Source organism: Acinetobacter sp. FL, from assembly GCF_040744925.1.
GTDB classification, from domain to species: Bacteria; Pseudomonadota; Gammaproteobacteria; order Pseudomonadales; family Moraxellaceae; genus Acinetobacter; species Acinetobacter radioresistens.
This window is the reverse complement of sequence record NZ_CP160437.1, coordinates 244236-267584: the sequence shown is the minus strand read 5'-3', so window position 1 is coordinate 267584 and position 23349 is coordinate 244236. Positions and strand designations below refer to the sequence as shown.

Genomic DNA, 23349 nt, shown 5'->3' with positions numbered 1-23349 from the left:
ATTTCCTCCTAGTTAAACCATGATTCACGCGCTTTCATAATGAGCTGACCCGCACTCGCAGCATCCAAACCTTCAATATCAGCAATATCGTCAGTTGCCTGATCGGCCAGGTCATCTACAGTCACTACACCACGAGCGGCAAGTGAATAAGCAATCTCTCGTGTCATCCCTTCCATGTTCAGAAGTTCTTCACTCGGATCTTGAATGTTTTCCTGCTGTTTTAACGCATCCGCTAAAGCAGCTTCTTTGGCACGGCTTTGCAATAATTCGACCAGTTCGGCATCCAGCTCGATTTCATCGAAGGTTTCTGCCGGTACATAAGCTACTTCCTCAAGTGAAGTAAAGCCCATTTCAACCAGTGCCATCGCCAGTTCTTCTTCAATATCCAGACGTGAAACAAACATATCCAGATATTGCTGTGCCTCATTCTGCTGGCGAGCACGATATTCGTCTTCCAGCATCATATCCAGCTTGTAACCGGTAAGTTCTGAAGCAAGACGTACATTCTGGCCCTGTGAACCAATTGCACGTGCAAGCTGGTCACTGGTCGCAAAAATGATATCAGCACTATGTGTATCTTCATCCAGTACAATTCCAGAAACATCAGCCGGCTCTAGGGCACTGGCAATATACTGGGCCGGATCATCAGACCACACTACAACATCAATACGCTCACCGTTGAGCTCCTGCTGAACAGCCTGGATACGTGTACCACGCATACCAATACATGCACCCACTGGATCAATACGGTGGTCATTGGTTTTTACAGCAATTTTAGCACGAACACCAGGTTGACGCGCTGCTGCTTTAATCTCAATGATTTCTTCAGAGATTTCAGGAATCTCTTTTTTCATCAGGGCAATCAGCATTTCAGGCTTGGCACGCGAAAGTAGAAGCTGAGCGCCACGGCCTTCACGGTTTACACTGTACAAAATGGCATTGATCCGCTGTTTTGGGCGCAAAATCTCTTTAGCGATCATTTCTTCACGCGCCAGATAAGCTTCTGCATTATCTCCCAGATCAATGATAAAGCCATCTTTGGTCTGCTTCTTCACTTCACCGTAAATCAGCTCGCCTACTTTAGACTCATAAGCATCCGCAATGAGCGCACGCTCTGCTTCACGAATTTTCTGTACAATAACCTGTTTGGCAATTTGAGCTGCGATACGGCCAAATTCAATTGACTCGACTTCCAGCTCCCGAATATCGCCAATTGACCATTTTGCTGGGTCTACATCGGAAATCGCATCTTGACATGCCGGCATTTCATGGTCTTCATCTGCAACCACTTCCCATTGACGGAATGTACGATAATCCCCAGTCTTACGATCAATTTCAACACGTAAACGTGCTTCTTCTGCGGTGGTACCTTCGTAGAATTTTTTCTTCGTCGCTGCAACAAGCGCCTGCTCTAAAGCTTCGAAGATCGCTTCCCGACTAACACCTTTTTCATTACTGACCGTTTCAACAACGGTAAGAATTTCACGGCCCATAAGTCACCTATTAAATTGAATTCTTCTTAATGGAATTAATTTAGTCCTGATAGATCAAATTTGCTTTATCGATATTGTTGCTATCGATTTCGAGCACCTTGCTGCCTTCTACTTCTACCTGAATCTGTTCTTGCTCCAGGTCCACACTCACCAGTTTAGCTTGAAATTTACGGCGGTTATCAACAGCACTAATCAGACGTAGAGCCACCTGCTGACCAATATAAGCCGACATCTGTTCAAGCTGGAAAAATGGACGATCCCATCCTGGTGAAGAGACTTCAAGTGAATATTCACCTGAGATTGGATCATGCACATCAAGAATTGCGCCCACTTGCTGGGTCACCCGGACACAGTCCTGCACACCAATTCCACGGCCCTGTTCCAGCTCACCGTCTTCATTCAGTACAGGTTCTGCATTTTCATCTACAGGTTTATCAATAAAGATGCGGACTAAAGAACGTTTGCCCTGAGGAAGGAATTCGATCCCCCACAACTCGACGTCACAGGCTTCGACCGCTGGTGCAATTAAATCATGGAGGGCTTGGGTTTTATTTGATAATTTCATTTACTCTCGTCTTCTCGTGCCATTCAACCGGTCAGTACGTTCTGACCGATGCAGACTGTTATAGTGAAGCATCACTATTTGACCAATTGATGTCGACACTACACGATAGCCAATAAAAAAGGGCGTCAATCGCCCCTATATTTTACACAGAAAACTAAAGTCCACTGTGCAAAAAGGCCCACCTATTTGTGAGCCCTCTTAGAAACTTGGTAGCGGGAGCTGGATTTGAACCAACGACCTTCGGGTTATGAGCCCGACGAGCTACCAGACTGCTCCATCCCGCATCAACGTGCAAAAATTATAAACGAATTTCAAAAAAAGTCAATCTGACTTACAAGAAACTCTCAACTGCTTTACACTGCAATTGAATTGGTAGCGGGAGCTGGATTTGAACCAACGACCTTCGGGTTATGAGCCCGACGAGCTACCAGACTGCTCCATCCCGCATCAATGTTTTCTGCTGCATGCATCAACGATCTGGTTTATCGTTGGTGCGGAAGGGGGGACTTGAACCCCCACGCCCGAAGGCACTACCACCTCAAGGTAGCGTGTCTACCAATTCCACCACCACCGCAGCAGGTCGCATTCTAGTAGCTTCCCTAGTAAAAGAAAAGCTTTAATTTAAATTATTCACCAGTTTTTGGTGCAGTTGGTGAAGTTTCAGGCGAAACCGGTTGCGCAGGCGCACTGGTTTGTACACTTTGCAAGCTATAAGCAGCTGTAGTCTGTTTTTTTGCAAAGACTGCCAGGGTTAGGCTGGTTACAAAAAACAGTGCAGTTAAAATAGCGGTGAGCCGGGTCATGAAGTTACCAGACCCTGAAGCACCAAATACGGTTGCCGCACCACCGCCTCCAAAAGAAGCTCCGGCGTCAGCACCTTTACCATGCTGAACCAGGATCAGTCCAATCATCAAAATAGCCAGAATAATATGTATTACCAATACAAACGTATGCATGCCGAACTCCTCATTCTTTTATTTGGGCAAATGCCTGAGCAATTTTATGGAAGGACTCGGCGTTTAAGGAAGCCCCGCCAACCAGTGCCCCATTAATATCCGGACAGGCTGCTAGCTCTACTGCATTCTCAGGCTTAACACTGCCACCGTAGAGGATGGCTATATTAGAGCCAAGCGGGGTGATTTGGCAAAGTGCTTCACGAATTTTTTCATGCATGGCCTGTGCATCTGCGGCAGAGGCAGTCTTACCCGTACCAATTGCCCAGATCGGCTCATAAGCAATCATGATATTTTGCCATTGCTCGGCCTGTACAACTTCGGCAATGTCACAAATCTGTTGCAATACCACTTGTGCTGCCTGCCCTGCCTCACGCTGCTCCAGGCTTTCCCCTACACAATAAATAATTTTCAGACCCGCATTTAATGCATTTTTAATTTTTTCTTTTAAAATCTTTAGATCATCACCCAACAGTTCTCGACGCTCTGAATGACCTATGAGCACCCAGTGAATCTGACTGTCTTTTAATAGCTCTGCACTAACTTCGCCGGTATACGCCCCAGTTCCTGCTATACGTGAGACATCTTGTGCCACTATATGCACCGGACTTGCAGCATTTCCAAGCTGCTGTTTTGCAGAGGTCAGCGCAATTGCCACAGGCGCTATCCCCAACTGACATTGCTCAGGACTGATATGCTGTTCTATAAGTAATTGCTTAAATTGTTCAATGAGTTGCTGGGCATCTGCGTGCATTGGGTTCATTTTCCAATTACCAACAACCCAAGGAATAATTGTCGAACCCGACATACTTCTAACCTTTCATCAAAAATGCACCACATTCTACACGGAATTCATCTATTTGAAGATAAATTTCGTAACTCCATTGCTGCTATTAGGCTTTTAAAGTTAAGCTTATTGTTCTGTGATATGTCCTGACGATCTATATAGAAAATTCTTCCTAAAGATAGCCATTGTTCAGGTTAAATACATGATTTCATACCAGAGCCCTTATTTAAACTGTGGTATTTTTCGGCAACAAAAGTATAATTTTACAGAGATCTATAAATCGTCGGTCATTTAAAGGCGCAATAAACAATGACAGTTAATTTTACTCCAAAGTTTTCCGGTTTTATTCGCCGTCTGGTTGAGGATAACCACGTGTCTGCTGCTGAAATGCAGAATGCGGTCGATACTGCTAAAAGAAACCGGCAGGATATCGTGCCTTATCTGATCGATCATTTTAAGCTTTCACCCTTACTGATTGCAGAATTTATCTCGATTGAATTTGGTGAAGCTTTATTCGATTTGGCTGTTTACGATACTGTCCAGATTCCACGAGATGTAGTTGATGAGAAACTGATACTCAAGCATCGGGTCTTGCCCCTCATTAAGCGTGGTCATACTCTGTTTGTTGCTACCAGTAATCCCACCAATATTGAAGCTTTAGAAGCTGTCCGGTTTAACAGTAAACTGAATATTGAAGTTGTTATTGTCGAGCATGACAAACTGCAGCGTACTATTGAGCAGAATTTTTCTGAAGAAAGCAATTTTGATTTTGGTGATGAAGAACTCAATATTGATGTTTCAACCAGCAATTTAGATGAGGACGACAGTCAAGATAATGCGCCTCAGGAAGAAGAAGCTCCAATTGTTAAATATATTAACAAGTTATTGGTAGATGCCATTCGTATTGGTGCATCAGACTTACATTTCGAGCCTTATGAAAAATATTACCGGGTACGTTACCGGGTCGATGGCGTGTTAAGACAGGTGGCAACACCACCTTTACAGCTGGCCACCCGACTGGCTTCACGTTTAAAGGTTATGTCACAGATGGATATTTCCGAAAAGCGCGTTCCCCAGGACGGCCGGATCAAATTAAAACTCTCTAAGACCAAAGCTATTGATTTCCGTGTGAACTCACTGCCTACACTATTTGGAGAAAAACTGGTTCTGCGTATTTTGGATCCGTCCAGCGCCATGCTGGGTATTGATGCATTAGGCTATGAACCCGAGCAAAAAGCCCTGTTTATAGAAGCTTTAGAAAAGCCGCAAGGTATGTTACTCATTACCGGGCCTACCGGTTCCGGTAAAACCGTATCGCTTTATACAGGCCTCAATATTTTAAACCGTGAGGATACCAATATTTCAACTGCCGAAGACCCGGTAGAAATTAATCTTGAAGGTATTAACCAGGTCAATGTAAATAATAAAGTCGGGTTAAGCTTCTCTGCCGCGCTAAAGTCATTCCTGCGTCAGGATCCAGATATTATTATGGTAGGTGAGATTCGTGACTTGGAAACAGCAGAGATTGCCATTAAAGCAGCTCAGACCGGTCACATGGTTATGTCTACCCTGCATACCAACAGCGCTCCTGAAACATTAACACGCCTAAGAAATATGGGCGTAGCAGCATTTAATATTGCCACTTCAGTTAATCTGGTCATTGCACAGCGTCTAGCTCGACGTTTATGCAACCAGTGCAAGGTACCAGCAGAGATTCCTAGAAATAGTCTGCTTGAGATGGGCTTTACCGAAGATGACTTGGCCAACCCTGATTTTCAGGTTTATCAACCTGTCGGTTGCCCGGAATGTCGTGATGGTTATCGGGGTCGTGTGGGTATCTATGAAGTAATGAAAGTTACACCGGAAATTTCAAAAATTATTATGGAAGACGGTAACGCCCTTGAAATAGCAGCAACAGCAGCACGCCTGGGTTTCGATAACTTGCGTCGTTCTGGCCTGAAGAAAGTCATGCAAGGTGTAACCTCTTTACAAGAAATTAACCGTGTGACCAGTGAATAAAGTCAGCATTTAAAAATAAGGATAAAGCAATGGCAGTCAAAAAAGCACAAATGATGCCGACTTTTGCTTATGACGGCGTCGACCGTAAAGGAATTAAAGTTAAAGGGGAGCTGACAGCCAAGAATATGGCGTTGGCTAAGGTGACTTTGCGCAAGCAAGGAATAACTATCAAAACCATTCGGGAAAAACGTCGCAATATTCTAGAAGGCTTGATGAAGAAAAGGGTTTCTACACTAGATATCACTATCTTTACACGTCAGTTGGCCACTATGATGAAAGCGGGTGTTCCCCTTGTACAAGGCTTTGAAATTGTCGCTGAAGGTCTCGAAAATCCGGCTATGCGTGAAGTGGTTTTGGGTATTAAGGCTGAAGTTGAAGGGGGCAATACATTTGCCGGTGCACTGCGTAAATATCCCCAATATTTTGATAACCTGTTCTGCTCACTGGTCGAATCTGGTGAACAGTCTGGTGCACTTGAGACCATGCTCGACCGGGTGGCCATCTATAAAGAAAAGAGTGAACTTCTCAAGCAGAAAATTAAAAAGGCGATGAAATATCCCGCCACAGTTATTGTGGTTGCGGTGATTGTAACGATTATTCTGATGGTTAAGGTAGTTCCGGTATTCCAGGACCTGTTTAGCTCATTTGGTGCAGATCTGCCTGCATTTACCCAGATGGTTGTCAATATGTCGAACTGGATGCAGAAGTACTGGTTTATTCTCATTATCGCAATTGCTGTTCTTATTTTCGGTTTTCTTGAAGCCAAAAAGCGGAGCCAGAAGTTCCGTGATGCGCTTGACAGAATGGCTCTTAAACTGCCAATTTTTGGTGATCTGGTCTATAAAGCAATTATTGCCCGTTATAGCCGTACGCTGGCAACCACATTTGCAGCCGGCGTACCACTTATTGATGCGCTGGAATCTACTGCAGGTGCAACTAATAATGTAATTTATGAGCAGGCTGTCATGAAAATCCGGGAAGATGTAGCAACCGGTCAGCAGCTTCAGTTTGCTATGCGTGCCTCTAACCGTTTTCCGCCTATGGCAGTACAGATGGTTGCCATTGGAGAAGAATCGGGCGCCCTTGATGCCATGTTAGATAAAGTCGCGACACATTTTGAAAATGAAGTTGACAATGCCGTTGACGGTCTGACTTCCATGATGGAACCCCTGATTATGGCAATTCTGGGTGTATTAGTGGGTGGCCTTGTGATCGCCATGTATCTGCCAATTTTCCAGATGGGTTCAGTTGTTTAATGCAAGAATTAATTACCTTATTAAGTAATAACCCGACTGCGCTCTACATTGTGGTTGGGCTTTTCAGTCTATGTATTGGCAGTTTTTTAAATGTCGTTATTCTTCGCACTCCTAAAATGATGGAGCAGGAATGGCGCAATGAATGTCAGTTGTTGCTTCATCCAGATCAGCCCCTAATTGATGAAACAAAACTCACGCTCAGCTATCCGGCTTCTACCTGTCCCAACTGTCATACGCCGATTCGCTGGTATCAGAATCTGCCTTTAGTCAGCTGGCTGCTACTCAGAGGCAAATGTGGTCAATGCCAGAATCCGATCAGTATCCGTTACCCTCTAGTTGAACTTTTAACTGCTCTGTGTTCACTTATTGTAGTAGCTGTCTATGGCCCTACCCTGCAAATGCTATTTGGTCTGTTACTGACTTGGGCATTAATTACCCTGACCTTCATCGATTTTGATACACAACTGCTTCCAGACCGGTATACCCTGCCGCTTGCCGCCCTAGGCCTAGCTCTGAACAGTTATGCATTATATACCTCGGCAAGCTCTGCTATTTGGGGTTATGTGATTGGGTTTTTATGCTTATGGATTGTATATTACCTGTTTAAAGTCATCACCGGCAAAGAAGGCATGGGATACGGGGACTTTAAGTTACTGGCCGCACTCGGAGCCTGGATGGGTCCTTTAATGCTGCCTTTAATTGTGCTACTTTCATCTTTAGTCGGGGCAATTATTGGTATCGTACTGCTCAAGATTCGCAAGGAAAACCAGCCTTTTGCCTTTGGTCCCTATATTGCGATTGCCGGCTGGATCGCTTTTTTATGGGGTGAGCAAATTATGAAAATTTATCTGAGAGGCTGATATGACATTTATCTTGGGGTTAACAGGAGGAATAGGCAGTGGAAAGTCAGCTGCCAGCCAGTGGTTTGAGTCTCAAGGTATACAGGTCGTAGATGCCGATGTAGTAGCACGTGAAGTGGTACAGCGTGGCCAGCCAGCACTGGCACAAATTCATGATGCCTTTGGTGACTGGGTGTTACAAGAAGATGGCGAGTTAAACCGGCGGGCATTGCGTGAACATATTTTCAAGCTACCGGAAGCGCGTCAGACTCTGGAAGGAATTACCCATCCTGCTATCCGCCAGGCGTTAATCCAGCAGCTACAGGCTGCCCAAAGTCCTTATGCCATACTGGTTTCTCCTCTTTTATTTGAAACCAATCAGCATGAACTTGCCCAGCATACACTTTTAGTCGATACCAGCGAAGATATCCAGATTATGCGTGCCTGTGCGCGTGACCAGCAGTCTGAGGAGCAGATCCGTCAGATCATTGCCGCACAGATGCCTCGCTCACAAAAACAGACTCTCGCTCATGATATTGTAACCAATGATGGCCACCTGGAACATCTATATGCTCAATTACAGCCTCTTCATCAGCTTTACCTCATCAAGGCCGAAAAGCTAAAAGCAGATTAGGAGATGCGAGAGTCTGAACCAGAACCTTTTTTCTGGTTTTCCAGCTGCGCCTGTAAAGTATCTTTGCGGAACCAGCGCCATGGCTGTAAAGCTCCAAAACTCATCCCGATTAATCCAGCAAGCACAGAGAGACTTAATGATTCGCCGAGCAGTGGTATAGCAAGCAAGGCTGCAATAAAAGGTGCCAGAGTTACAATACTTCCAGTTTTAAAAGCCCCTAAACGCTCAATGGCTGCCACATAAGTCAGGGTAGCAATGATTACCACAAAAACGCCGTGGAAAAGTGTCTGGATAACCAGATGCAGAGGTTCTGGCTCACTGAGATGTTTAGGTATAAATAACAAGTAAATTGGAACATAGATAAGGGCTGACCAAATTACGACGCTCGCCATAGAGTGCCACGCAGACAGCTTCCATTGCTTGAGCAGTACAGTAAATACGCCCCACCAGATGGCACTGGTAAATAGAAGGATATCTCCTATACCAAATGCATGACTGCTTGAGCGTGAAATCAGATAACTCATGACAGCTAAAGCAAGTAGCATAATGCCAAGACTTAGCCAGGTATGCTGATCAAAAGGCTGTTTAAATAAAATCCATGCTGCTACAGCAGTGGTCAGTGGAATACAACCGTTGAGAAAAATCGCGGCATGGGCAGCAGGAGCATACAAAAATGCTGTATACACTGTTAAGCAGTATCCTAAGCCGCCAATCAGTGCCAACAGAACAGACTGTCTCTTCCATAAAAATGCCGTATCTTTTTTATACAGCAGAATAGGCATGAGAATGAGAAAGGCCAGACCGAAACGTAAGGCCGTAATATCCCAAGGACTGATATGCCACTGGGCATTTAAACGGGAGAATAAAGTAAAACCGCCCCAGATACACATGGTAATCGCCACAAACAGATAACCTTGAACCCGGGGAGTCATACTGAATCCTTTTAATTAATCAACTTATAAACTTTTAGCATTACGCTGACGACAGGCTTCATAGAGCGCCATACCGGTTGCCACACTGACATTTAAACTTTGCAGATTTCCAGCCATCGGAATGTAAACCTTGTGGTCGCACTGTGCCTGGGTGATAGGTCTTAAACCGGTATCTTCAGCACCCATTACAATCACTATAGGTCCGGTCAGGTCACATTGCTGAAGCGGCAATGCCTGTTCGTCGAGCATGGTTCCTATTACTCGTACCTGTGACTGCTCTTTCATCTGTGCAAGCGTACGGGCCAAATTGGTAACCTGAATGAACTTGACTTTCTCCGCCCCACCGGCTGCCACTTTCCGTGCCGTCGGTGTCAGACTGGCTGAACGGTCACGTGGCACAATAACTGCCTGTACACCCATTGCTGCGGCTGTACGGATACAGGCCCCCAAGTTATGCGGATCAGTTACCTGATCCAGGGCCAGCAATAGAACATCCGGTGTTTGTTCAAGTAACTGTTCTAGATCTTTTTCATTCATAACCGGATGTGGACGGACAGCAGCCACAACCCCCTGATGAAAGGGTAACCCGGCCAGCTTTTCAAGACTGTCCCGGCTGGCTTTTTGCACACTAATTCCGAAAGGTTCAGCCAGTTCCAGAATCTTTTGCAAACGCTGGTCTTCACGTCCTTTTAGTGTAAACAGGGTCAGAACCCGTTCTGGCTCCAGTTCTAATAATGACTCCACTGCATGAACGCCATAATAATATTCAGGTTTCGCCATGAACGACCTCTAAGCTGGTGACTTGTGAAAAACAAAAATCCTGCAAAGTAACTTCGCAGGATCTCCTATATCAGTCTAGTGTACCTGATTTATTGCAGAATGCTTAGCCTTCTAGGTGGCAAACATAATCAAGCACATCATCAGTTTCAATTTTAAAGGTGCTGTTACCTGGTACATAAAAAGACTGACCGGCGCGGAACAGTTCAGCCTCTTCATTATTGGCAATTTTAACACGGCATTCACCAGAGATAATCTCCATACGCTCAGGCACATGGGTTTCAAAGGTAAGCGGCTGCTCTGTCGGTAAAATGACCCCCAGAGTTTTTTTAGTACCGTCTTCAAATAAAATTGTATGGCTAATACACGAACCACCAAAATAGACATTTGATTTTTTTATTACTGATACATGATCAAACTGTGCTGACATGCGTATTCTCCAGATAATGCGCATTTATATACGTTATGATTGCGGTAGTTTAATTGCGGCGGCGCAACTAATCAATTGCCGTTTCAACAGGAAAAATCAATATTTTCCATTCCTTGCCGTTCAGTTTATTCAGATCTACAGGCAGCCTTAAACCAATAGTTGAAAGATCCAGCATAACGGTTGATGAGCGACCATTTTTTATCATTCTCTGTCTATAACTTACTATGATATTGTGTCTGCTATATTTGTTGCACTTATGGTTATACAGATAAAATTTTGAGTTAAACATCTAATTCATCATTACATTTTTGATCAAACCGTATTTTTCATTTTGTAATTCTAACCATCAACAATATATGACTGGCATAACAACAATGGAACACTGATCTTTGCTGGCAATATATTCTCTTAATTAGTTTTCAGTATTGTTAAAGCGAATACAGCTTTTTGCCAAGAACAGAACAACTGTATTTACAAAATTTTTATTCGCATATTTATTTTAAGATCGCGTTATCATATTTTGAATGTCTTAAAATAAAAGCCATCTTGTGACCACAACAAAACTTGACTATCTTAGACACAAACCTTTCGCAGCCTGGATGCGTTTATGCTGACACATTTAACACTGATCAATTTTGCGCTTGCTGACCATCTGGCCCTTGATATTGAACAAGGTTTTAACGTACTCACAGGTGAGACCGGTGCTGGTAAATCCTTATTACTTGATGCGCTTTCTGCCTGCCTCGGTGAACGTACCGATACCAACTATGTTCGTTATGGCACAGACAAAGCCGACATTACTGCCGTCTTCAGCTACCAGCCAGATAGCCCTGAAGCAGGGTGGCTCAGTGCGCATGAGTTAAATGATGAATCAGGTGAAATACATTTACGCCGGGTAATTTTTGCTACAGGCCGCAGTAAAGCCTGGATCAATGGCCGCCCGAGCAGCCTATCTGAACTGAAAGAAATTGGACGTCTTCTGGTTCAGCTTTATAGCCAGCATAGTCAGCAGCAGCTTCTGGAACCACCTTATCCACGCAAGTGGCTAGACCGCTACAGTAATTTTTATAATGAGGCCCAGCAAGTACGTGATGCATATAGCCAGTGGCAGAAGAATATTCGCCAGCATCAGGCTGCGCTTGAAGCACAGGCTAGCCGATTACAGCGGATCAGTACGCTGGAGCTACAGCTTGAAGAACTTGAAGATATAGTTGCTATTCACTATAAAGAAATAGAGCAGGAATTTGACCGTCTCAGCCATCATGAACATATTATGCAGGACTGCGCTTACAGCCTGAATGTACTCGATGAAGCGGAATCCAATCTTTCTCAGGAGCTCTCTTCGGTAATTCGCCGGCTGGAAACACATGCTGGGCGTAGTGAACAGCTGTCCAGTATTTATAATGCATTATTAAATGCGCAAAGTGAACTAGATGAAGGAACAGCGCAGCTACGCCAGTTTATTGACCGGCAGAGCTTTGATCCAGAACGTATGGAAGAGCTGAATGCCCAGCTTGAAATTTTTCATCGTTTGGCCCGTAAGTATAGAATCCAGCCAGAGCAGCTAAAAGAAGAATATGAACTCTGGCAGCAGGAACTGGAAAAACTGCAACAGCTTGAAGACCCAGAAATGCTGGCCGAACAGGTTGAATGCGCTCATCAGGACTTTTTGCAGAAGGCTGAGCATCTGGACCAGATTCGACGTGAAGCCGCGATACCACTCGCTAAACAGCTGACTGAACAGGTAAAACCACTGGCCCTGCCCGAAGCTTATTTTGAATTCCGTTTTGATGCACTGGAACAGCCTACTGCAGAAGGCCTGAGCTTTATCCAGCTACTGTTTACCGCCAATAAAGGCATACCGGCCCAACCACTGGCACGGGTAGCTTCAGGAGGTGAGCTGTCACGTATTGCACTGGTAATGCAGGTGATGAATGCCGAGAAAACTGAAGCTGAGGTTCTGGTGTTTGATGAAATCGATGTCGGGATCAGCGGCGGTACTGCCGAGATTGTAGGACGACTGCTTGGCGGGCTGGCACAGCATGTACAAATTCTGTGTATTACCCATCAGGCCCAAGTGGCGGCTCAATCTGACCAGCATCTTCTGGTAAAGAAACTGCAGACTGATCCGGCCAGCAGTACCATCATTGAACTGGATGAAGATGAAAGGATTCAGGAACTGGCCCGTATGACAGGTGGCGTTGAAATTAGTAACACCACCTTGCAGCATGCCAGACAGTTGCGTCAGCTTAAATTCCAGCAGGCTTAATAGATAATATCTTTTAGCAATCAGCAGCCAGTTTGAGCTCTTGATTTTTATGAAATCGCCACAATTATCTTCAATCAGCAGATTTTATATTCTAGTCTGTCCCCATTCTGCAAGCCTTGAATAGTCAGTATTTAATTCAAGGCTACATCTGACCAATAAGTTTCTGCTTTTTTTTGCTGAAAGGCACAGATGCTTACGTGCAGAGGATTGTATTCTCGACAGTAGTCACTTATAAGTGGAGAGACCATACTCTGTAATTTTATTGAAATTTATCTTTTTGCCTCAATTTTTGTCCAGACAAAACTTTATGCTGACAATTTAGGAGAACAGCTTAGGTGACCAAACAATATTTGACGCATCGTTGTCTTATCGCTCCTCCAGAAATTGCCGATGATTTCTTTGCTCATACGGTCATCTATCTGGCTCGACATGATGAAGACGGCGCACAAGGGATTATTATCAACCGACCTGCTGGCATTCAGATCAAGGAATTGTTGAATGACCTGGAAATTGATGCAGATAATGTCCAACCTCATGATGTGCTTCAAGGCGGTCCATTGCGCCCGGAGGCAGGTTTCGTTTTACATACCGGTCAACCCGTTTGGCATTCGTCTATTGCTATTGGTGAAAACGTTTGTATCACCACCAGTAAAGATATTCTGGATGCAATTGCACACAATGAAGGAGTGGACCGTTACCAGATAGCACTGGGTTATGCCAGTTGGAGCAAAAATCAACTTGAAGAAGAGATTGCACGCGGTGACTGGCTCATCTGTGATGCAGATATGGACCTGATTTTTAATCTGCCTTACGATGACCGCTGGGACGCTGCCTATAAAAAAATGGGCCTAGACCGTACCTGGTTAGCTTCTGAGATTGGTCATGCCTGATGCCTCTCATCCGGGTCTGATTATGGCTTTTGACTTTGGCACCCAGAAAATGGGCATGGCTATCGGACAGGCAGCTATTCAGAGTGCTAATCCCTTGACGCTCTTCCCAATGAAGGATGGAATCCCGAATTGGGAACATTTGCTGAAGATTGTCAAAGAATGGCAACCGGACCTGTTTCTGGTCGGTTTACCCTTAAACATGGATGAGAGTGAGTCAGAACTTTCTGCCCGTGCCCGCAAGTTTGCACGGCGACTGCGGCATCAGACCAACATTGAAACCCTGATGGTGGATGAGCGACTAACGACTCGCGAAGCCCGTAGTGAACTGAGTCAGTATCAGGCTCAGGGTGGGAACCGTAAACTTGCGGCTGACAGTATTGCAGCTGCCCTGCTGATTGAAAGCTGGTATCGCGAACCAGATGGTCTTAATCCTTAATCCTTTATCTTCTATGAAAAAAGAAGAGTAATACTCTTCTTTTTAATGATTTTTGCCAAGACCGGTTAAATATGATCTTTGGCTTCAATAATTCGTACTGTTGCAGTACGGCCTGATACCAGGGTTAACCGGTTTTCTGGCAATTTATCAATCATGATTTTGACCGGTACCCGCTGTGCCAGACGCACCCAGCTAAATGTAGGGTTGACGTTGGCCAGCAGGTTAGAACTGTTGCCACGCTCACGGTCCTCAATTCCTGTTGCTATGCCCTGCACATAACCATAAATCTTTTCCGAATCTCCCATGAGCTGTACTGTGGCTTTATCTCCCACATGTATTCTGTTAAGTTTGGTCTCTTCAAAATAACCGACCACATAGAGCTGCTGGCGGTCGACCAGGGCAGCCACTGCCTGTCCAGATTTCACGTAATTACCAGGACGCATATCGAAATTGGATAAAGTGCCATCTGCCGGTGCAATAACTGCTGAGCGGTGCAGGTTGAGTTCAGCCAGATGTACCTGGCTGGTGGCAGCTTCAATCAATGCTTTTTGCTGACGGATAGTAGCCTGCGCCTGCTGAATAGCAGCCTGCATCTGTTCATGTTCGGCACGCGCCTGGTCACGCACTGCGAACATCTGGTCTTGTTCCTGCTTGGAAATTGCACCATTCATTAGGCTGGCATAACGCTGTGCATTTTTCTCTGCCAGCCGGATATTCGCTTGAGACTTGATTGAGTTGGCATGTGACTGGGCTAGAGCAGCTTCAGCTTCGGCCAGCCCTGCCTTGGCTTTAGCCAGATCGGATTTAGCCTGTTCGACATCCAGTACCTGACGGGCGACATCTATTTTAAACAAGACCTGACCTTTTTTTACCGTCTGGTTATCTTGTACCAGAACTTCTGTGACCAGTCCGGAAACATCTGAAGAAACCTGCATCACATCACCCTTCACCCGACCGTCACGGGTCCAGGGTGCAGCATTATAGTAGTTCCATAAATGTATAATGGCATAGAGAGCAACTGCCGCCACCAGCAGCAGAGATAAGGGACGAAGCAGCTTGCGCGCATCAAATGAGTTCATCACGGTCAACCTATCACCAGAGAAAATCAAGCAGAAAAATAAAGAAAGAGCCAGTGGATACAGAGCAGTAGCACTAGATACCAGCAAAGATGAAATATGCCTGGCCACATAATCCAGCCATTTGTAACCCAGCGATGGGTAAATACATCTGTAAACTTGAGTAGTCCGTAAGCCAGAATCGCCTGTATCAGCAGAATCGGAACATAAAGTCCATAAATATTGACTTCACCCATCTCAAGCTCCTGCCATAATAAAATGTGGTTGTGTATTGCTCATCCCGATATGGCAAATACTGCACTGGATATTGTTCAGTGAAATTAGCAGTCGAAGTCGCAGCTCATTATCTTCAATATCTGTGGCAAATAAACGTAACTCTTTGAGCTGCCGTACAAGTTCAGTGGATGGTACAGCATTCCACAGGCCTGCCTGTTCACGTAGTTCAAAATAGTGCTCGAGCTGCTGGCCCAGCTGTGTAATCTGTTTCACCAGCAGCTCATGATCAGATAATTGACCTGCCAGTTCCTGCAGCCGGCTTAAATCGACAATCGCACTACATTCAACCAGTGCTGCATTAATCGAAGAACGAATCTCAGATGACTGAACCATTTTGGTATTCAGTACACCGATTCGGTCGAGCATGCTTCTAAGATGAATCCTAAACTGGGTACCATAAGGCAATACAAGTGCTTGGCGCATGGCTTTGCTATGTAGGGCCAGTATTCGTGTTGCGCTGGTTTCTGGTGACATGGCACGTACAAAATAGATCACAATCAGTGAGACCAGAACACCCAGAATCATGGCAAAAGAGCTGTCAAAATAGGTCACTGCATCCATATTGTAAGAATTACGCAGATTTAGCCCCATCATGGTATTAATACCCAGCACCATTCCTACTGGCATCAGAGAAGGATTGGCCATCATGGATACAGAAAACAGGAACATGGGCAGAAGCACCAGTGCCAGCTCCCAAAACGCCGTAATATGTGGAAAAATACCAAAGGCATATACAAACACCAGCCCAGCCGAAACCAGACTGCCCCAGATAAAGATACGCAGTACGGGCACCGGGTTATCAAGTGCTGTCAAAATACATGCTGTTACTGTCCCCATCTGTGCCATCATGAAGCCCATGCGCCAGCCAGAAAGGATCCAGAGCGCACAAACGATCAGTGTAATCAGAAAGGCGCTGACACCTCCCCGCACTGCCACGCCATAATCACGATGTAAACTCGGATAAGTTGTAGTAATTGGAGTAATACTCTGAGGGATATTTTTCTCACCTGCCTGAATCAGCCCCCACAATAAATTAACCGTCCGAATATTATGAATAAAATGCTGGATATCCATTTTTATACTGCTTAAAACGATATATTGTTCAGGGTTAACATCTCGCAGCAATTCACTGAAGTCAGCCTGGAACTCTGGAGGCAATTCAGTCAATTGGCTCTCGGCTACAGGCTGCTTTTGATTTAGAAAATTCAGCACATGCTGCTGAAGTTTTTCCAGATACTCAGATTTTTTAAAATCAAGTTGATGAAGCTGTTCGCGCTTTTCCGACATGGCGACCAGATTGGCAATTACCATGGACATTTGATGTAGCATTTCCTGCAACTGTTTGGTCATGCCCTGCAATTCACCCTTCTCATAAGACAAGTGCACAGCAAGTGCATGAATATCGCTACTGTCACGGGTTATGCCAGCCAGCAGTTCGCTATAGTTCTGGTCTGGATGCGGATTTTTCAATAAATTACTGAACAGGTTTTCAGTATCATTCAGAAGTTTAGTGACACGCTGCCTGATGACCGAGCCAATATGTACCGGTAAAACTGTCGCTGAGACCACAGCATGGGCAATTACCCCGATTGAAATTTCCAGTACCCGAGCCAAAGCCAGATCAAAGATGTTATAGCTGTCTATATAACCAATCGCATTACATACGATCATGGCAGTAGAATAACCGGCCAGCATAAATACATAACTGCGCGGTGTACGGTCCAAAAGAGAAATATAAAGTGCAAAACCGACCCATAGCGCCAGTACAACAGAAAATAGCCAAGGCGTATTGATCAAGGGTGGAGTCAATAGCAGTGCGATTATCGCCCCTGCAACCGTTCCGATAAGCCGGTATACACATTTGGAAGAGACCATGCCTGAGAATGGACTGGCAATAATCATCACTGTACCAATCGACCACATCGGGTTAATCAGATCCAGACGAAAAGATACAAATAGAGCCAGCATGCCGGCAATAAAAGTTTTAAGCGCAAAAGTCAGTTCCATCCGGCCCGGACGAAAAGCCAAGATTTGTTTAAATAGCATGTGGTATCTCGAAAATAGAAATCCGTTTTAAGGCGTACTTCCAAGTCAACATCAACTTACCCTTGCCTAGACCTGCTAAACATCGCACATGGCAGGACCCTAGCTTTTAAGCCCTGATATAGATATTGCAGCAGTCAACACATCCCTGTTTTAAAAGCAGGATCAATGTTCAGGTAAGTTTTCTTTCAGACGAAAGAAAGGGAGAGAATAAACAGCACTTATTTTAATCTTGATAGTTTCTAAATAAGATACTTAATGTGAGTATTTTTTCAAATAAACATAAAATAGTCAATAAAGTATCTTATTATGATAATAAATAAATTATTTTGATTACTAGTTATTCCTTAAGCGTACTTTAATAGGCCAAGTTTTCCAGCCTGAAAATATATTCACCGGTCTCTACAATTTGTTATAAAGGTAATAGCTCATCATTAAGATTTTGGACAACAGTAGGTATACATGGCACTTTCTAGTTTTGGCAAGATTCTGACGGTTCTTGATTTATTTTCAGTTTCACGGCCTGTCATCAATGTTGACATTATCTGTGAGGAACTCGGCCTGTCCAAACCGACCAGTTATCGTTACCTCAAGGAACTGGTTTCTTCAGACATTTTGCAGCGTATTAGTGGCACATCAGGTGATTATACGCTGGGTTCAAAAATTGCTGTATTGGACTATATTTCACGTACAACTGATCCTGTAGTACAGGCCAGCAGTCCGTTTATGAGTGAAATTGCAGAACGCACCGAATTGTGCTGTCTGCTCACTCACCTTAATCAGGATTACTGCATTGATGTGCATCATGAGGTTTTCCGTAATACCGACCTGCTGTCCTATGGTCGCGGTTGTCCACGTCCGGTGTACGTCGGGTCTTCTCCCAAGGTTATCTTGGCACATCTGCCAAAACAGCGTCTCCATAATTATTATGAACGCTTTGCTACCCAGCTCTCTGAAGTCGGCTTTGCGCAGGACCTGGAAAGCTTTATGCAGCAGATGAAAAAAATTAAAAAACAGGGCTATTATTTTTCTCAGGGCGAGCTCGACCCACGGGTATCCGGTTTGTCTGTACCCATCCGGTTTTCTTCTAAAGAAGCGCCTATGGCATTAACTGTACTGGCTTCAAGAAGCCGCTTTGAGTTTATTAACGTCAGTAAACTGATTGAGACATTGAAGGAAAATGCTGCAAAAATCGAGAAGAAATTTTCTGTTATTTCAGAAGAAGGGAACTGATCTATTAAGTAATAATCTATACGATAATTTACATAAATTACTCGAAGAGATTTCTTGTAATTTTAAATAAATTCTCATATGATGATTTTGTTCTTCAGTAATTGCCAAAAGTGTTCCATGACATTACTGTTCTGTTTTTTCGAAAACAGCTCCTCTGAATAAAACAGCCCATGTCCTCCACACATGGGCTGTTTTATTTTATTGTCTCTGCTGGTCTGCCCTGCTTTTTAGCCCTCTGGCCAGAAATACCGAAATGTAAGATTAATACGGGGTTCCTGTACCCGAGTGCTTTTCATTAAGGCATGTTTCCAGAAATGCTGGGTTTCATCGCGCATTAACAGCAATTGCCCATGCTGTAATAAGACCTCTATCTTGTCATTTTGGGTTTTATGCCTAAAACAGAATTTACGGGTTGCCCCCAGGCTGACTGAAGCAATCACCGGATTTTGACCTAGAGTTTTTTCATCATCACTATGCCAGCCCATGCCTTGGCTACCATCTTGGTACAAGTTGGCCAGACATGAGTTAAACTGCTGGCCCGTCAGTTTTTCAATATACTGTTTAAGTTTCCAGAGTCTGTCATCCCATATATGTCCTTTTCGTGTAATACCTGAATAGCGATATTCAAATTTTTCATCACCATACCAAGCGATCATACGGCTGGTTCGTATATGCTTGCCATAAAGGATAACTTCATCATGCTGCCAGGCCAGCTGTTGTAGAAAATATTGCAGATAGGCTGTTGCGTCTGTCTCAGTCAGTATCTGACCATAATCTTTAACAGAGCCGTCATAAGGCAGCAGATTTGATCGGGGCTGGGCCGCAAAGAGCTCAAGGTTCATTACTGCTCCGGACAGATCAGGGTAATACTTATTTTAAACATGGTTTTATCACTTTGCTCAATTCACAAATTGTCACAGAGCGGTGGGTTGAGCCGGTATATTTAAATCCTTAGACTGAATTTAGAACTTAAGAACAAGAACGACCTGCATGAATTTATGGCATTTATTTAAAAAGATCTCCCCTTTTGTCAGGCCGTACCGCCTGCTGGTTATGGCAACACTGGGCTTGACGCTAATCGGTGCATTTACGGCCCAGGTCAATGCACTGACATTGCAGTATGCAGTCGACAGTATTAACCGTCTGGTCGAAGCTGGTCAGGGACTAAATGCAGGCTGGCATATTCTGGTTACCATTAGTGTAATTCTGCTGGGGAAGGAAATTATTAGTGCACTGGTTTCCTTTGGCCAAAAATTTTATGGTGAAAAACTTAGAATTCTGGTGTCACAAGACTTGGCCCAAGGCATTATTGAAAAATTTTTGACCTATCGGCTGGCTTTTTTTAACCAGGAAAATAATCAGGCAGGCAAATTACAGACCCGAATTGACCGCGGTATCGGGTCTTTGACCCGACTGGTACAGATTTTTTTTATTGATATCTTGCCTCTATTTACCAGTGCAATTGTCGCGCTTGGTCTCATGTTTTATGCCAATGTCTGGGTAGGACTTGTGGCCCTGTGTATCGTACCGGTATATTTCTGGCTAACCTACAAACAAGCCCAGAAGCTGGGAGGATGGCGGCGCAACCTGCGCGATGGAAGAGAAAAAAAGAGTCAGGGCATTTTGAGTATTATTAACTCAATTACCGTAATTAAATCTTTTAATCGCGAGTCGATAGAAGCAGAGAAACAGCTCAAGCTACAAAAAGAACTGACCCAAAACCAGATGCGTACCCGTCAGACCAGCTTTTTGTTCGATGGCATGAAAACCTTTATTGAACAGATCGGTATTGTTCTGATCATTATTCTGACTGCGTATTTTGTTCTGTCCGGCCAGATGAGTATAGGGATGATTATGTATCACGTACTACTCTTCAATAACGTTTCTGCCCCTATTCGCTCGTTGCACCGTATTTATGATGAAGTTAATGATGCCATGATTTATTCAGAGAGTTTTTTCCAGATTCTGGAGGCTGATGATGAAATTGAATCAAGCGGTACACGCAAGCCGGTTATTCATGGCCAGTTCGAGCTAGAAAATGTCGATTTTTATTATCCAAACGGACATCATGCCCTCAAGAATATAAATATGCAGATTCAACCCAACCGTATTACTGCACTGGTAGGCCTGTCTGGTGCCGGAAAATCCACTCTTATCAGTCTGCTGGATAAATTTTATCTTCCAGCCTCAGGTAAACTCTACCTCGACGGAGTTCCAATTGAAGAGATTGATACGGCCTATCTGCGTGACCATATTGGTCTAGTGCTGCAAAAAAATCACATTTTTCAGGGTTCAATTCTTGAAAATATTCGTTATGGCAAGACTGATGCCTCGCTGGATGAAGTCATCGAAGCGGCACGGAAAGCATCTATCCATGAGCAGATCATGCAGTTGCAACATAGCTATGAGACGGATGCCCTGATGCTTTCTGGTGGCCAGCAGCAGCGCATTGCCCTGGCACGGATGTTTCTTAAAGATCCACCGATTATTTTTCTGGATGAGCCCACTGCAAGTCTGGACGCGATTGCTTCCGAGCAGATCAAGCAGAGCCTAGACAAGATCAAGCAGGGACGGACGGTTATCATTATTTCACATAGCCTGTCACAGATCATTGACGCCGACTATACGTATGTCATGAAAGAGGGAGGAATTGTCGAGCACGGCGAACATGATGCACTTTATCATCAGGACGGAGTTTATAAAGAAATTTTCAATGCCATGGCAAAAAGCCTAAATATTGAAAAAATTGCCAAGACTTTTGGTGAAGAGGCTGAGGAAGAAACTCACAGTTAAGGCCTGTATTGACTTAAAGAAAGTTATAAAAAATCCCCTGTATCATGGGGATTTTTTATAGGGCCACTGTTAAGGCTGCTTTAAATAAGGCCAGGCGGCCTTTAGATAAATAAACATTGACCATAAGGTTAAAAGCACTGCGGTATAAAGCAGTGCATAAGCAATTAATTCAAGCGGCGGCCAGTTCAGCAGAAATACAGAAATCGCAATCATCTGAAATGCTGTTTTGTACTTACCCACCGTAGAAACAGCTACGCTGGTCCGAGCTCCCAGTTCTGCCATCCATTCACGTAAGGCGGAAACTGTAATCTCACGAGAAATAATGACAATCGCAGCAAAGGCCATTGAAATTGTCGGTTGCCATTGCACCAGCACAATCAGTGCCGCTGCAACCATCAGTTTATCTGCCACAGGGTCAAGAAAGCGCCCAAAGGCTGAAGTCTGATTCAAGGTTCGGGCCAGATAGCCATCGAACCAGTCGGTTACTGCAGCAAGCACAAAAATTGCAGTCAAAATAATATGCCGGGTCATACTGCTTTCATGCCCACTTACCTGCATTGCAGGTGGCCAGTAAACCACCAGCAAAAATACCGGGATTAATCCGATACGTGCCAAAGTCAAGATGTTCGGAATATTCAGGATACGACCTGTAGTCATAGACACCGCCAGTGTTTCCCCCTACCACATGATCATGTAATAGAAAATTTTGAGGATTTATCCATTTTTAGTAGGGTCACTTTATACGAAATGATATTTAGTGTCACTAGGCAAACACTGTTACAGTCTGCCGGGAAATCGCAATCAGGCGATTTTGGGCATCCCAGATATGGGCATATTCGGTTGAATAGCCGTCCCCTGCAAAATCTGTAAAAGCTTTATATTTAAACCAGTCATGCAACTCATGCTGGACCGGATGTACCAAAGTGATATGCCACGTCAAGGAACTGGCAGGAGCCACCTGTTTAAAGAGCGGTATCACAGCAGGTGGCCAGATATCCATCAAGGTCAACAAATGAGCCAGCTCAAGTTCGCTATTATCATGAAATTCGGGCTTAAACCGGAACCAGCCACCAAAGTCCGGAGTCTTGCTGCCACTACAGGGTAACTGCCCTTCGGCCCAGCACAGTTCAAACTGCTGATAGCACGGTGGCAAGAAGCCCTCCCGATAAGGCAAACAGTTTAATTGTTCAGGCAACGGATAGTCAGGAGCATGACGCTCCTGATGGACTTCAATTGCAGATGGGCGCTCAGCACCAAAACTGGCCAGCAGAATACTTTGGACTTCATCATTCTGCCATAATCTTACCTCTACCGTCGTTACGGATTTACCTTCACGTAACACCTCAGCGGTGATTCTGGCACGACTCTCCTGTACCGGGCCAACAAAGGTCACACTGGTGCTTAACAGCCGTTTTTGCGGATCATTGACAGTCGCTACAGCCTTGTGCATCAGGATTCCCGCTACCAGTCCGCCATAAATGGTCCGGCCCTGTAACCAGCCTGCTGGAATATCAATCTCTTCTGAAACTGTCACAGCCTGAAAAAGTTGTTTTAATGACATCCCTTGCCTCAATTATTCTTGTGCTCGGGCCATCATGACAAGTTTTTTAAGTGCTGTGAATGGCTGCTGACTGGGGAGTCATCCTCT

Annotated in this window: 23 protein-coding genes and 3 tRNA genes; 9 read left to right on the top strand and 17 right to left on the bottom strand. The window is 44.5% G+C overall.

Annotation, left to right across the window (positions count from 1 at the left end):
- Positions 1 to 8 precede the first annotated feature (8 nt).
- The 7 genes from nusA to tpiA form a co-directional block, all read right to left on the bottom strand.
- Positions 9 to 1493: a transcription termination factor NusA gene (gene nusA, locus ABZP31_RS01250; protein ID WP_248132750.1), complete on the bottom strand. Its 1485-nt coding sequence runs from the start codon at positions 1491 to 1493 to the stop codon at positions 9 to 11.
- Between the two features lie 40 nt (positions 1494 to 1533).
- On the bottom strand, positions 1534 to 2058 hold the full coding sequence (gene rimP, locus ABZP31_RS01245; protein WP_005016981.1) for a ribosome maturation factor RimP: 525 nt from the start codon (positions 2056 to 2058) through the stop codon (positions 1534 to 1536).
- A gap of 207 nt (positions 2059 to 2265) precedes the next feature.
- Positions 2266 to 2342, bottom strand: a tRNA-Met gene (locus ABZP31_RS01240).
- Between the two features lie 86 nt (positions 2343 to 2428).
- Positions 2429 to 2505: transfer RNA gene (locus ABZP31_RS01235), tRNA-Met, on the bottom strand.
- Between the two features lie 42 nt (positions 2506 to 2547).
- Positions 2548 to 2632: transfer RNA gene (locus ABZP31_RS01230), tRNA-Leu, on the bottom strand.
- A gap of 52 nt (positions 2633 to 2684) precedes the next feature.
- Positions 2685 to 3014, bottom strand: a complete 330-nt coding sequence (gene secG, locus ABZP31_RS01225) for a preprotein translocase subunit SecG (protein WP_017400668.1) — start codon at positions 3012 to 3014, stop codon at positions 2685 to 2687.
- 10 nt (positions 3015 to 3024) lie between these two features.
- On the bottom strand, positions 3025 to 3819 hold the full coding sequence (gene tpiA, locus ABZP31_RS01220; RefSeq protein ID WP_034672273.1) for a triose-phosphate isomerase: 795 nt from the start codon (positions 3817 to 3819) through the stop codon (positions 3025 to 3027).
- Between the two features lie 288 nt (positions 3820 to 4107).
- Here tpiA and pilB point away from each other — a divergent pair, with 288 nt between their 5' ends.
- The 4 genes from pilB to coaE are packed head-to-tail and all read left to right on the top strand — an operon-like array spanning position 4108 to position 8546.
- Positions 4108 to 5817, top strand: a complete 1710-nt coding sequence (gene pilB / locus ABZP31_RS01215; RefSeq protein ID WP_034672272.1) for a type IV-A pilus assembly ATPase PilB — start codon at positions 4108 to 4110, stop codon at positions 5815 to 5817.
- A gap of 29 nt (positions 5818 to 5846) precedes the next feature.
- Positions 5847 to 7073, top strand: a complete 1227-nt coding sequence (locus ABZP31_RS01210; protein ID WP_248134770.1) for a type II secretion system F family protein — start codon at positions 5847 to 5849, stop codon at positions 7071 to 7073.
- Positions 7073 to 7933 (top strand): A24 family peptidase, encoded by an 861-nt coding sequence (locus ABZP31_RS01205; RefSeq protein WP_248134768.1) that lies wholly within the window; start codon positions 7073 to 7075, stop codon positions 7931 to 7933. Before ABZP31_RS01210 ends, ABZP31_RS01205 begins: the two co-directional genes overlap by 1 nt.
- A gap of 1 nt (position 7934) precedes the next feature.
- Positions 7935 to 8546 carry a dephospho-CoA kinase gene (gene coaE, locus ABZP31_RS01200; protein ID WP_005016991.1) on the top strand — a complete coding sequence of 204 codons (612 nt, stop codon included), beginning with the start codon at positions 7935 to 7937 and terminating at the stop codon, positions 8544 to 8546.
- Here the strand turns inward: coaE and ABZP31_RS01195 are convergent.
- The 4 genes from ABZP31_RS01195 to ABZP31_RS01180 form a co-directional block, all read right to left on the bottom strand.
- The gene (locus ABZP31_RS01195) at positions 8543 to 9478 is read right to left on the bottom strand and encodes a DMT family transporter (RefSeq protein ID WP_101235097.1); all 936 of its coding nucleotides are present in this window, start codon (positions 9476 to 9478) and stop codon (positions 8543 to 8545) included. The two genes, coaE and ABZP31_RS01195, sit on opposite strands and share 4 nt — an antisense overlap.
- A gap of 24 nt (positions 9479 to 9502) precedes the next feature.
- Positions 9503 to 10258, bottom strand: coding sequence for a 23S rRNA (guanosine(2251)-2'-O)-methyltransferase RlmB (gene rlmB, locus ABZP31_RS01190; protein WP_005405959.1), 756 nt, complete (start codon positions 10256 to 10258; stop codon positions 9503 to 9505).
- A 103-nt stretch (positions 10259 to 10361) separates the two neighbouring features.
- Positions 10362 to 10685, bottom strand: a complete 324-nt coding sequence (locus ABZP31_RS01185; RefSeq protein ID WP_005016998.1) for a pyrimidine/purine nucleoside phosphorylase — start codon at positions 10683 to 10685, stop codon at positions 10362 to 10364.
- A gap of 67 nt (positions 10686 to 10752) precedes the next feature.
- Positions 10753 to 10890: a hypothetical protein gene (locus tag ABZP31_RS01180; protein WP_005405738.1), complete on the bottom strand. Its 138-nt coding sequence runs from the start codon at positions 10888 to 10890 to the stop codon at positions 10753 to 10755.
- 402 nt (positions 10891 to 11292) lie between these two features.
- On the opposite strand from ABZP31_RS01180, the gene recN reads away from it, so the two are divergent.
- The 3 genes from recN to ruvX all read left to right on the top strand — a co-directional run bounded on the left by recN (position 11293) and on the right by ruvX (position 14280).
- Complete coding sequence (recN, locus tag ABZP31_RS01175) at positions 11293 to 12954, top strand: DNA repair protein RecN (RefSeq protein WP_248134766.1); 1662 nt, start codon at positions 11293 to 11295, stop codon at positions 12952 to 12954.
- A gap of 335 nt (positions 12955 to 13289) precedes the next feature.
- The gene (locus ABZP31_RS01170) at positions 13290 to 13844 is read left to right on the top strand and encodes a YqgE/AlgH family protein (RefSeq protein WP_005017002.1); all 555 of its coding nucleotides are present in this window, start codon (positions 13290 to 13292) and stop codon (positions 13842 to 13844) included.
- Positions 13837 to 14280, top strand: a complete 444-nt coding sequence (ruvX, locus tag ABZP31_RS01165) for a Holliday junction resolvase RuvX (RefSeq protein WP_111280213.1) — start codon at positions 13837 to 13839, stop codon at positions 14278 to 14280. Before ABZP31_RS01170 ends, ruvX begins: the two co-directional genes overlap by 8 nt.
- A gap of 65 nt (positions 14281 to 14345) precedes the next feature.
- On the opposite strand, the gene ABZP31_RS01160 is transcribed toward ruvX, so the two are convergent.
- The 3 genes from ABZP31_RS01160 to ABZP31_RS01150 are packed head-to-tail and all read right to left on the bottom strand — an operon-like array spanning position 14346 to position 17678.
- Positions 14346 to 15359 (bottom strand): HlyD family secretion protein, encoded by a 1014-nt coding sequence (locus tag ABZP31_RS01160; RefSeq protein ID WP_248134808.1) that lies wholly within the window; start codon positions 15357 to 15359, stop codon positions 14346 to 14348.
- 26 nt (positions 15360 to 15385) lie between these two features.
- The gene (locus ABZP31_RS01155) at positions 15386 to 15592 is read right to left on the bottom strand and encodes a DUF1656 domain-containing protein (protein WP_111280209.1); all 207 of its coding nucleotides are present in this window, start codon (positions 15590 to 15592) and stop codon (positions 15386 to 15388) included.
- 1 nt (position 15593) lies between these two features.
- The gene (locus ABZP31_RS01150; RefSeq protein ID WP_248134764.1) at positions 15594 to 17678 is read right to left on the bottom strand and encodes an FUSC family protein; all 2085 of its coding nucleotides are present in this window, start codon (positions 17676 to 17678) and stop codon (positions 15594 to 15596) included.
- Positions 17679 to 18137: 459 nt separating this feature from the next.
- Here ABZP31_RS01150 and ABZP31_RS01145 point away from each other — a divergent pair, with 459 nt between their 5' ends.
- On the top strand, positions 18138 to 18908 hold the full coding sequence (locus ABZP31_RS01145) for an IclR family transcriptional regulator C-terminal domain-containing protein (RefSeq protein ID WP_248132762.1): 771 nt from the start codon (positions 18138 to 18140) through the stop codon (positions 18906 to 18908).
- 227 nt (positions 18909 to 19135) lie between these two features.
- Here the strand turns inward: ABZP31_RS01145 and ABZP31_RS01140 are convergent, their stop codons facing one another.
- Positions 19136 to 19750 (bottom strand): alpha-ketoglutarate-dependent dioxygenase AlkB, encoded by a 615-nt coding sequence (locus tag ABZP31_RS01140; RefSeq protein WP_005404537.1) that lies wholly within the window; start codon positions 19748 to 19750, stop codon positions 19136 to 19138.
- A gap of 148 nt (positions 19751 to 19898) precedes the next feature.
- Between ABZP31_RS01140 and ABZP31_RS01135 the strand changes: the two genes are divergently transcribed.
- Positions 19899 to 21701 (top strand): ABC transporter ATP-binding protein, encoded by a 1803-nt coding sequence (locus ABZP31_RS01135; protein WP_248134762.1) that lies wholly within the window; start codon positions 19899 to 19901, stop codon positions 21699 to 21701.
- A gap of 69 nt (positions 21702 to 21770) precedes the next feature.
- On the opposite strand, the gene pgsA is transcribed toward ABZP31_RS01135, so the two are convergent.
- Both pgsA and ABZP31_RS01125 read right to left on the bottom strand, forming a co-directional pair.
- Positions 21771 to 22358, bottom strand: coding sequence for a CDP-diacylglycerol--glycerol-3-phosphate 3-phosphatidyltransferase (gene pgsA, locus ABZP31_RS01130; RefSeq protein ID WP_005017019.1), 588 nt, complete (start codon positions 22356 to 22358; stop codon positions 21771 to 21773).
- 106 nt (positions 22359 to 22464) lie between these two features.
- The gene (locus ABZP31_RS01125) at positions 22465 to 23262 is read right to left on the bottom strand and encodes a thioesterase family protein (protein WP_034680169.1); all 798 of its coding nucleotides are present in this window, start codon (positions 23260 to 23262) and stop codon (positions 22465 to 22467) included.
- Positions 23263 to 23349 lie beyond the last annotated feature (87 nt).

Coding starts and splice junctions, on each gene's coding strand:
- nusA (WP_248132750.1), bottom strand. CDS start 1,493: ATGGGCCGTGAAATTCTTACCGTTGTTGAAACGGTCAGTAATGAAAAA.
- rimP (WP_005016981.1), bottom strand. CDS start 2,058: ATGAAATTATCAAATAAAACCCAAGCCCTCCATGATTTAATTGCACCA.
- secG (WP_017400668.1), bottom strand. CDS start 3,014: ATGCATACGTTTGTATTGGTAATACATATTATTCTGGCTATTTTGATG.
- tpiA (WP_034672273.1), bottom strand. CDS start 3,819: ATGTCGGGTTCGACAATTATTCCTTGGGTTGTTGGTAATTGGAAAATG.
- pilB (WP_034672272.1), top strand. CDS start 4,108: ATGACAGTTAATTTTACTCCAAAGTTTTCCGGTTTTATTCGCCGTCTG.
- ABZP31_RS01210 (WP_248134770.1), top strand. CDS start 5,847: ATGGCAGTCAAAAAAGCACAAATGATGCCGACTTTTGCTTATGACGGC.
- ABZP31_RS01205 (WP_248134768.1), top strand. CDS start 7,073: ATGCAAGAATTAATTACCTTATTAAGTAATAACCCGACTGCGCTCTAC.
- coaE (WP_005016991.1), top strand. CDS start 7,935: ATGACATTTATCTTGGGGTTAACAGGAGGAATAGGCAGTGGAAAGTCA.
- ABZP31_RS01195 (WP_101235097.1), bottom strand. CDS start 9,478: ATGACTCCCCGGGTTCAAGGTTATCTGTTTGTGGCGATTACCATGTGT.
- rlmB (WP_005405959.1), bottom strand. CDS start 10,258: ATGGCGAAACCTGAATATTATTATGGCGTTCATGCAGTGGAGTCATTA.
- ABZP31_RS01185 (WP_005016998.1), bottom strand. CDS start 10,685: ATGTCAGCACAGTTTGATCATGTATCAGTAATAAAAAAATCAAATGTC.
- ABZP31_RS01180 (WP_005405738.1), bottom strand. CDS start 10,890: ATGATAAAAAATGGTCGCTCATCAACCGTTATGCTGGATCTTTCAACT.
- recN (WP_248134766.1), top strand. CDS start 11,293: ATGCTGACACATTTAACACTGATCAATTTTGCGCTTGCTGACCATCTG.
- ruvX (WP_111280213.1), top strand. CDS start 13,837: ATGCCTGATGCCTCTCATCCGGGTCTGATTATGGCTTTTGACTTTGGC.
- ABZP31_RS01160 (WP_248134808.1), bottom strand. CDS start 15,359: ATGAACTCATTTGATGCGCGCAAGCTGCTTCGTCCCTTATCTCTGCTG.
- ABZP31_RS01155 (WP_111280209.1), bottom strand. CDS start 15,592: ATGGGTGAAGTCAATATTTATGGACTTTATGTTCCGATTCTGCTGATA.
- ABZP31_RS01150 (WP_248134764.1), bottom strand. CDS start 17,678: ATGCTATTTAAACAAATCTTGGCTTTTCGTCCGGGCCGGATGGAACTG.
- ABZP31_RS01145 (WP_248132762.1), top strand. CDS start 18,138: ATGGCACTTTCTAGTTTTGGCAAGATTCTGACGGTTCTTGATTTATTT.
- ABZP31_RS01140 (WP_005404537.1), bottom strand. CDS start 19,750: ATGAACCTTGAGCTCTTTGCGGCCCAGCCCCGATCAAATCTGCTGCCT.
- ABZP31_RS01135 (WP_248134762.1), top strand. CDS start 19,899: ATGAATTTATGGCATTTATTTAAAAAGATCTCCCCTTTTGTCAGGCCG.
- pgsA (WP_005017019.1), bottom strand. CDS start 22,358: ATGACTACAGGTCGTATCCTGAATATTCCGAACATCTTGACTTTGGCA.
- ABZP31_RS01125 (WP_034680169.1), bottom strand. CDS start 23,262: ATGTCATTAAAACAACTTTTTCAGGCTGTGACAGTTTCAGAAGAGATT.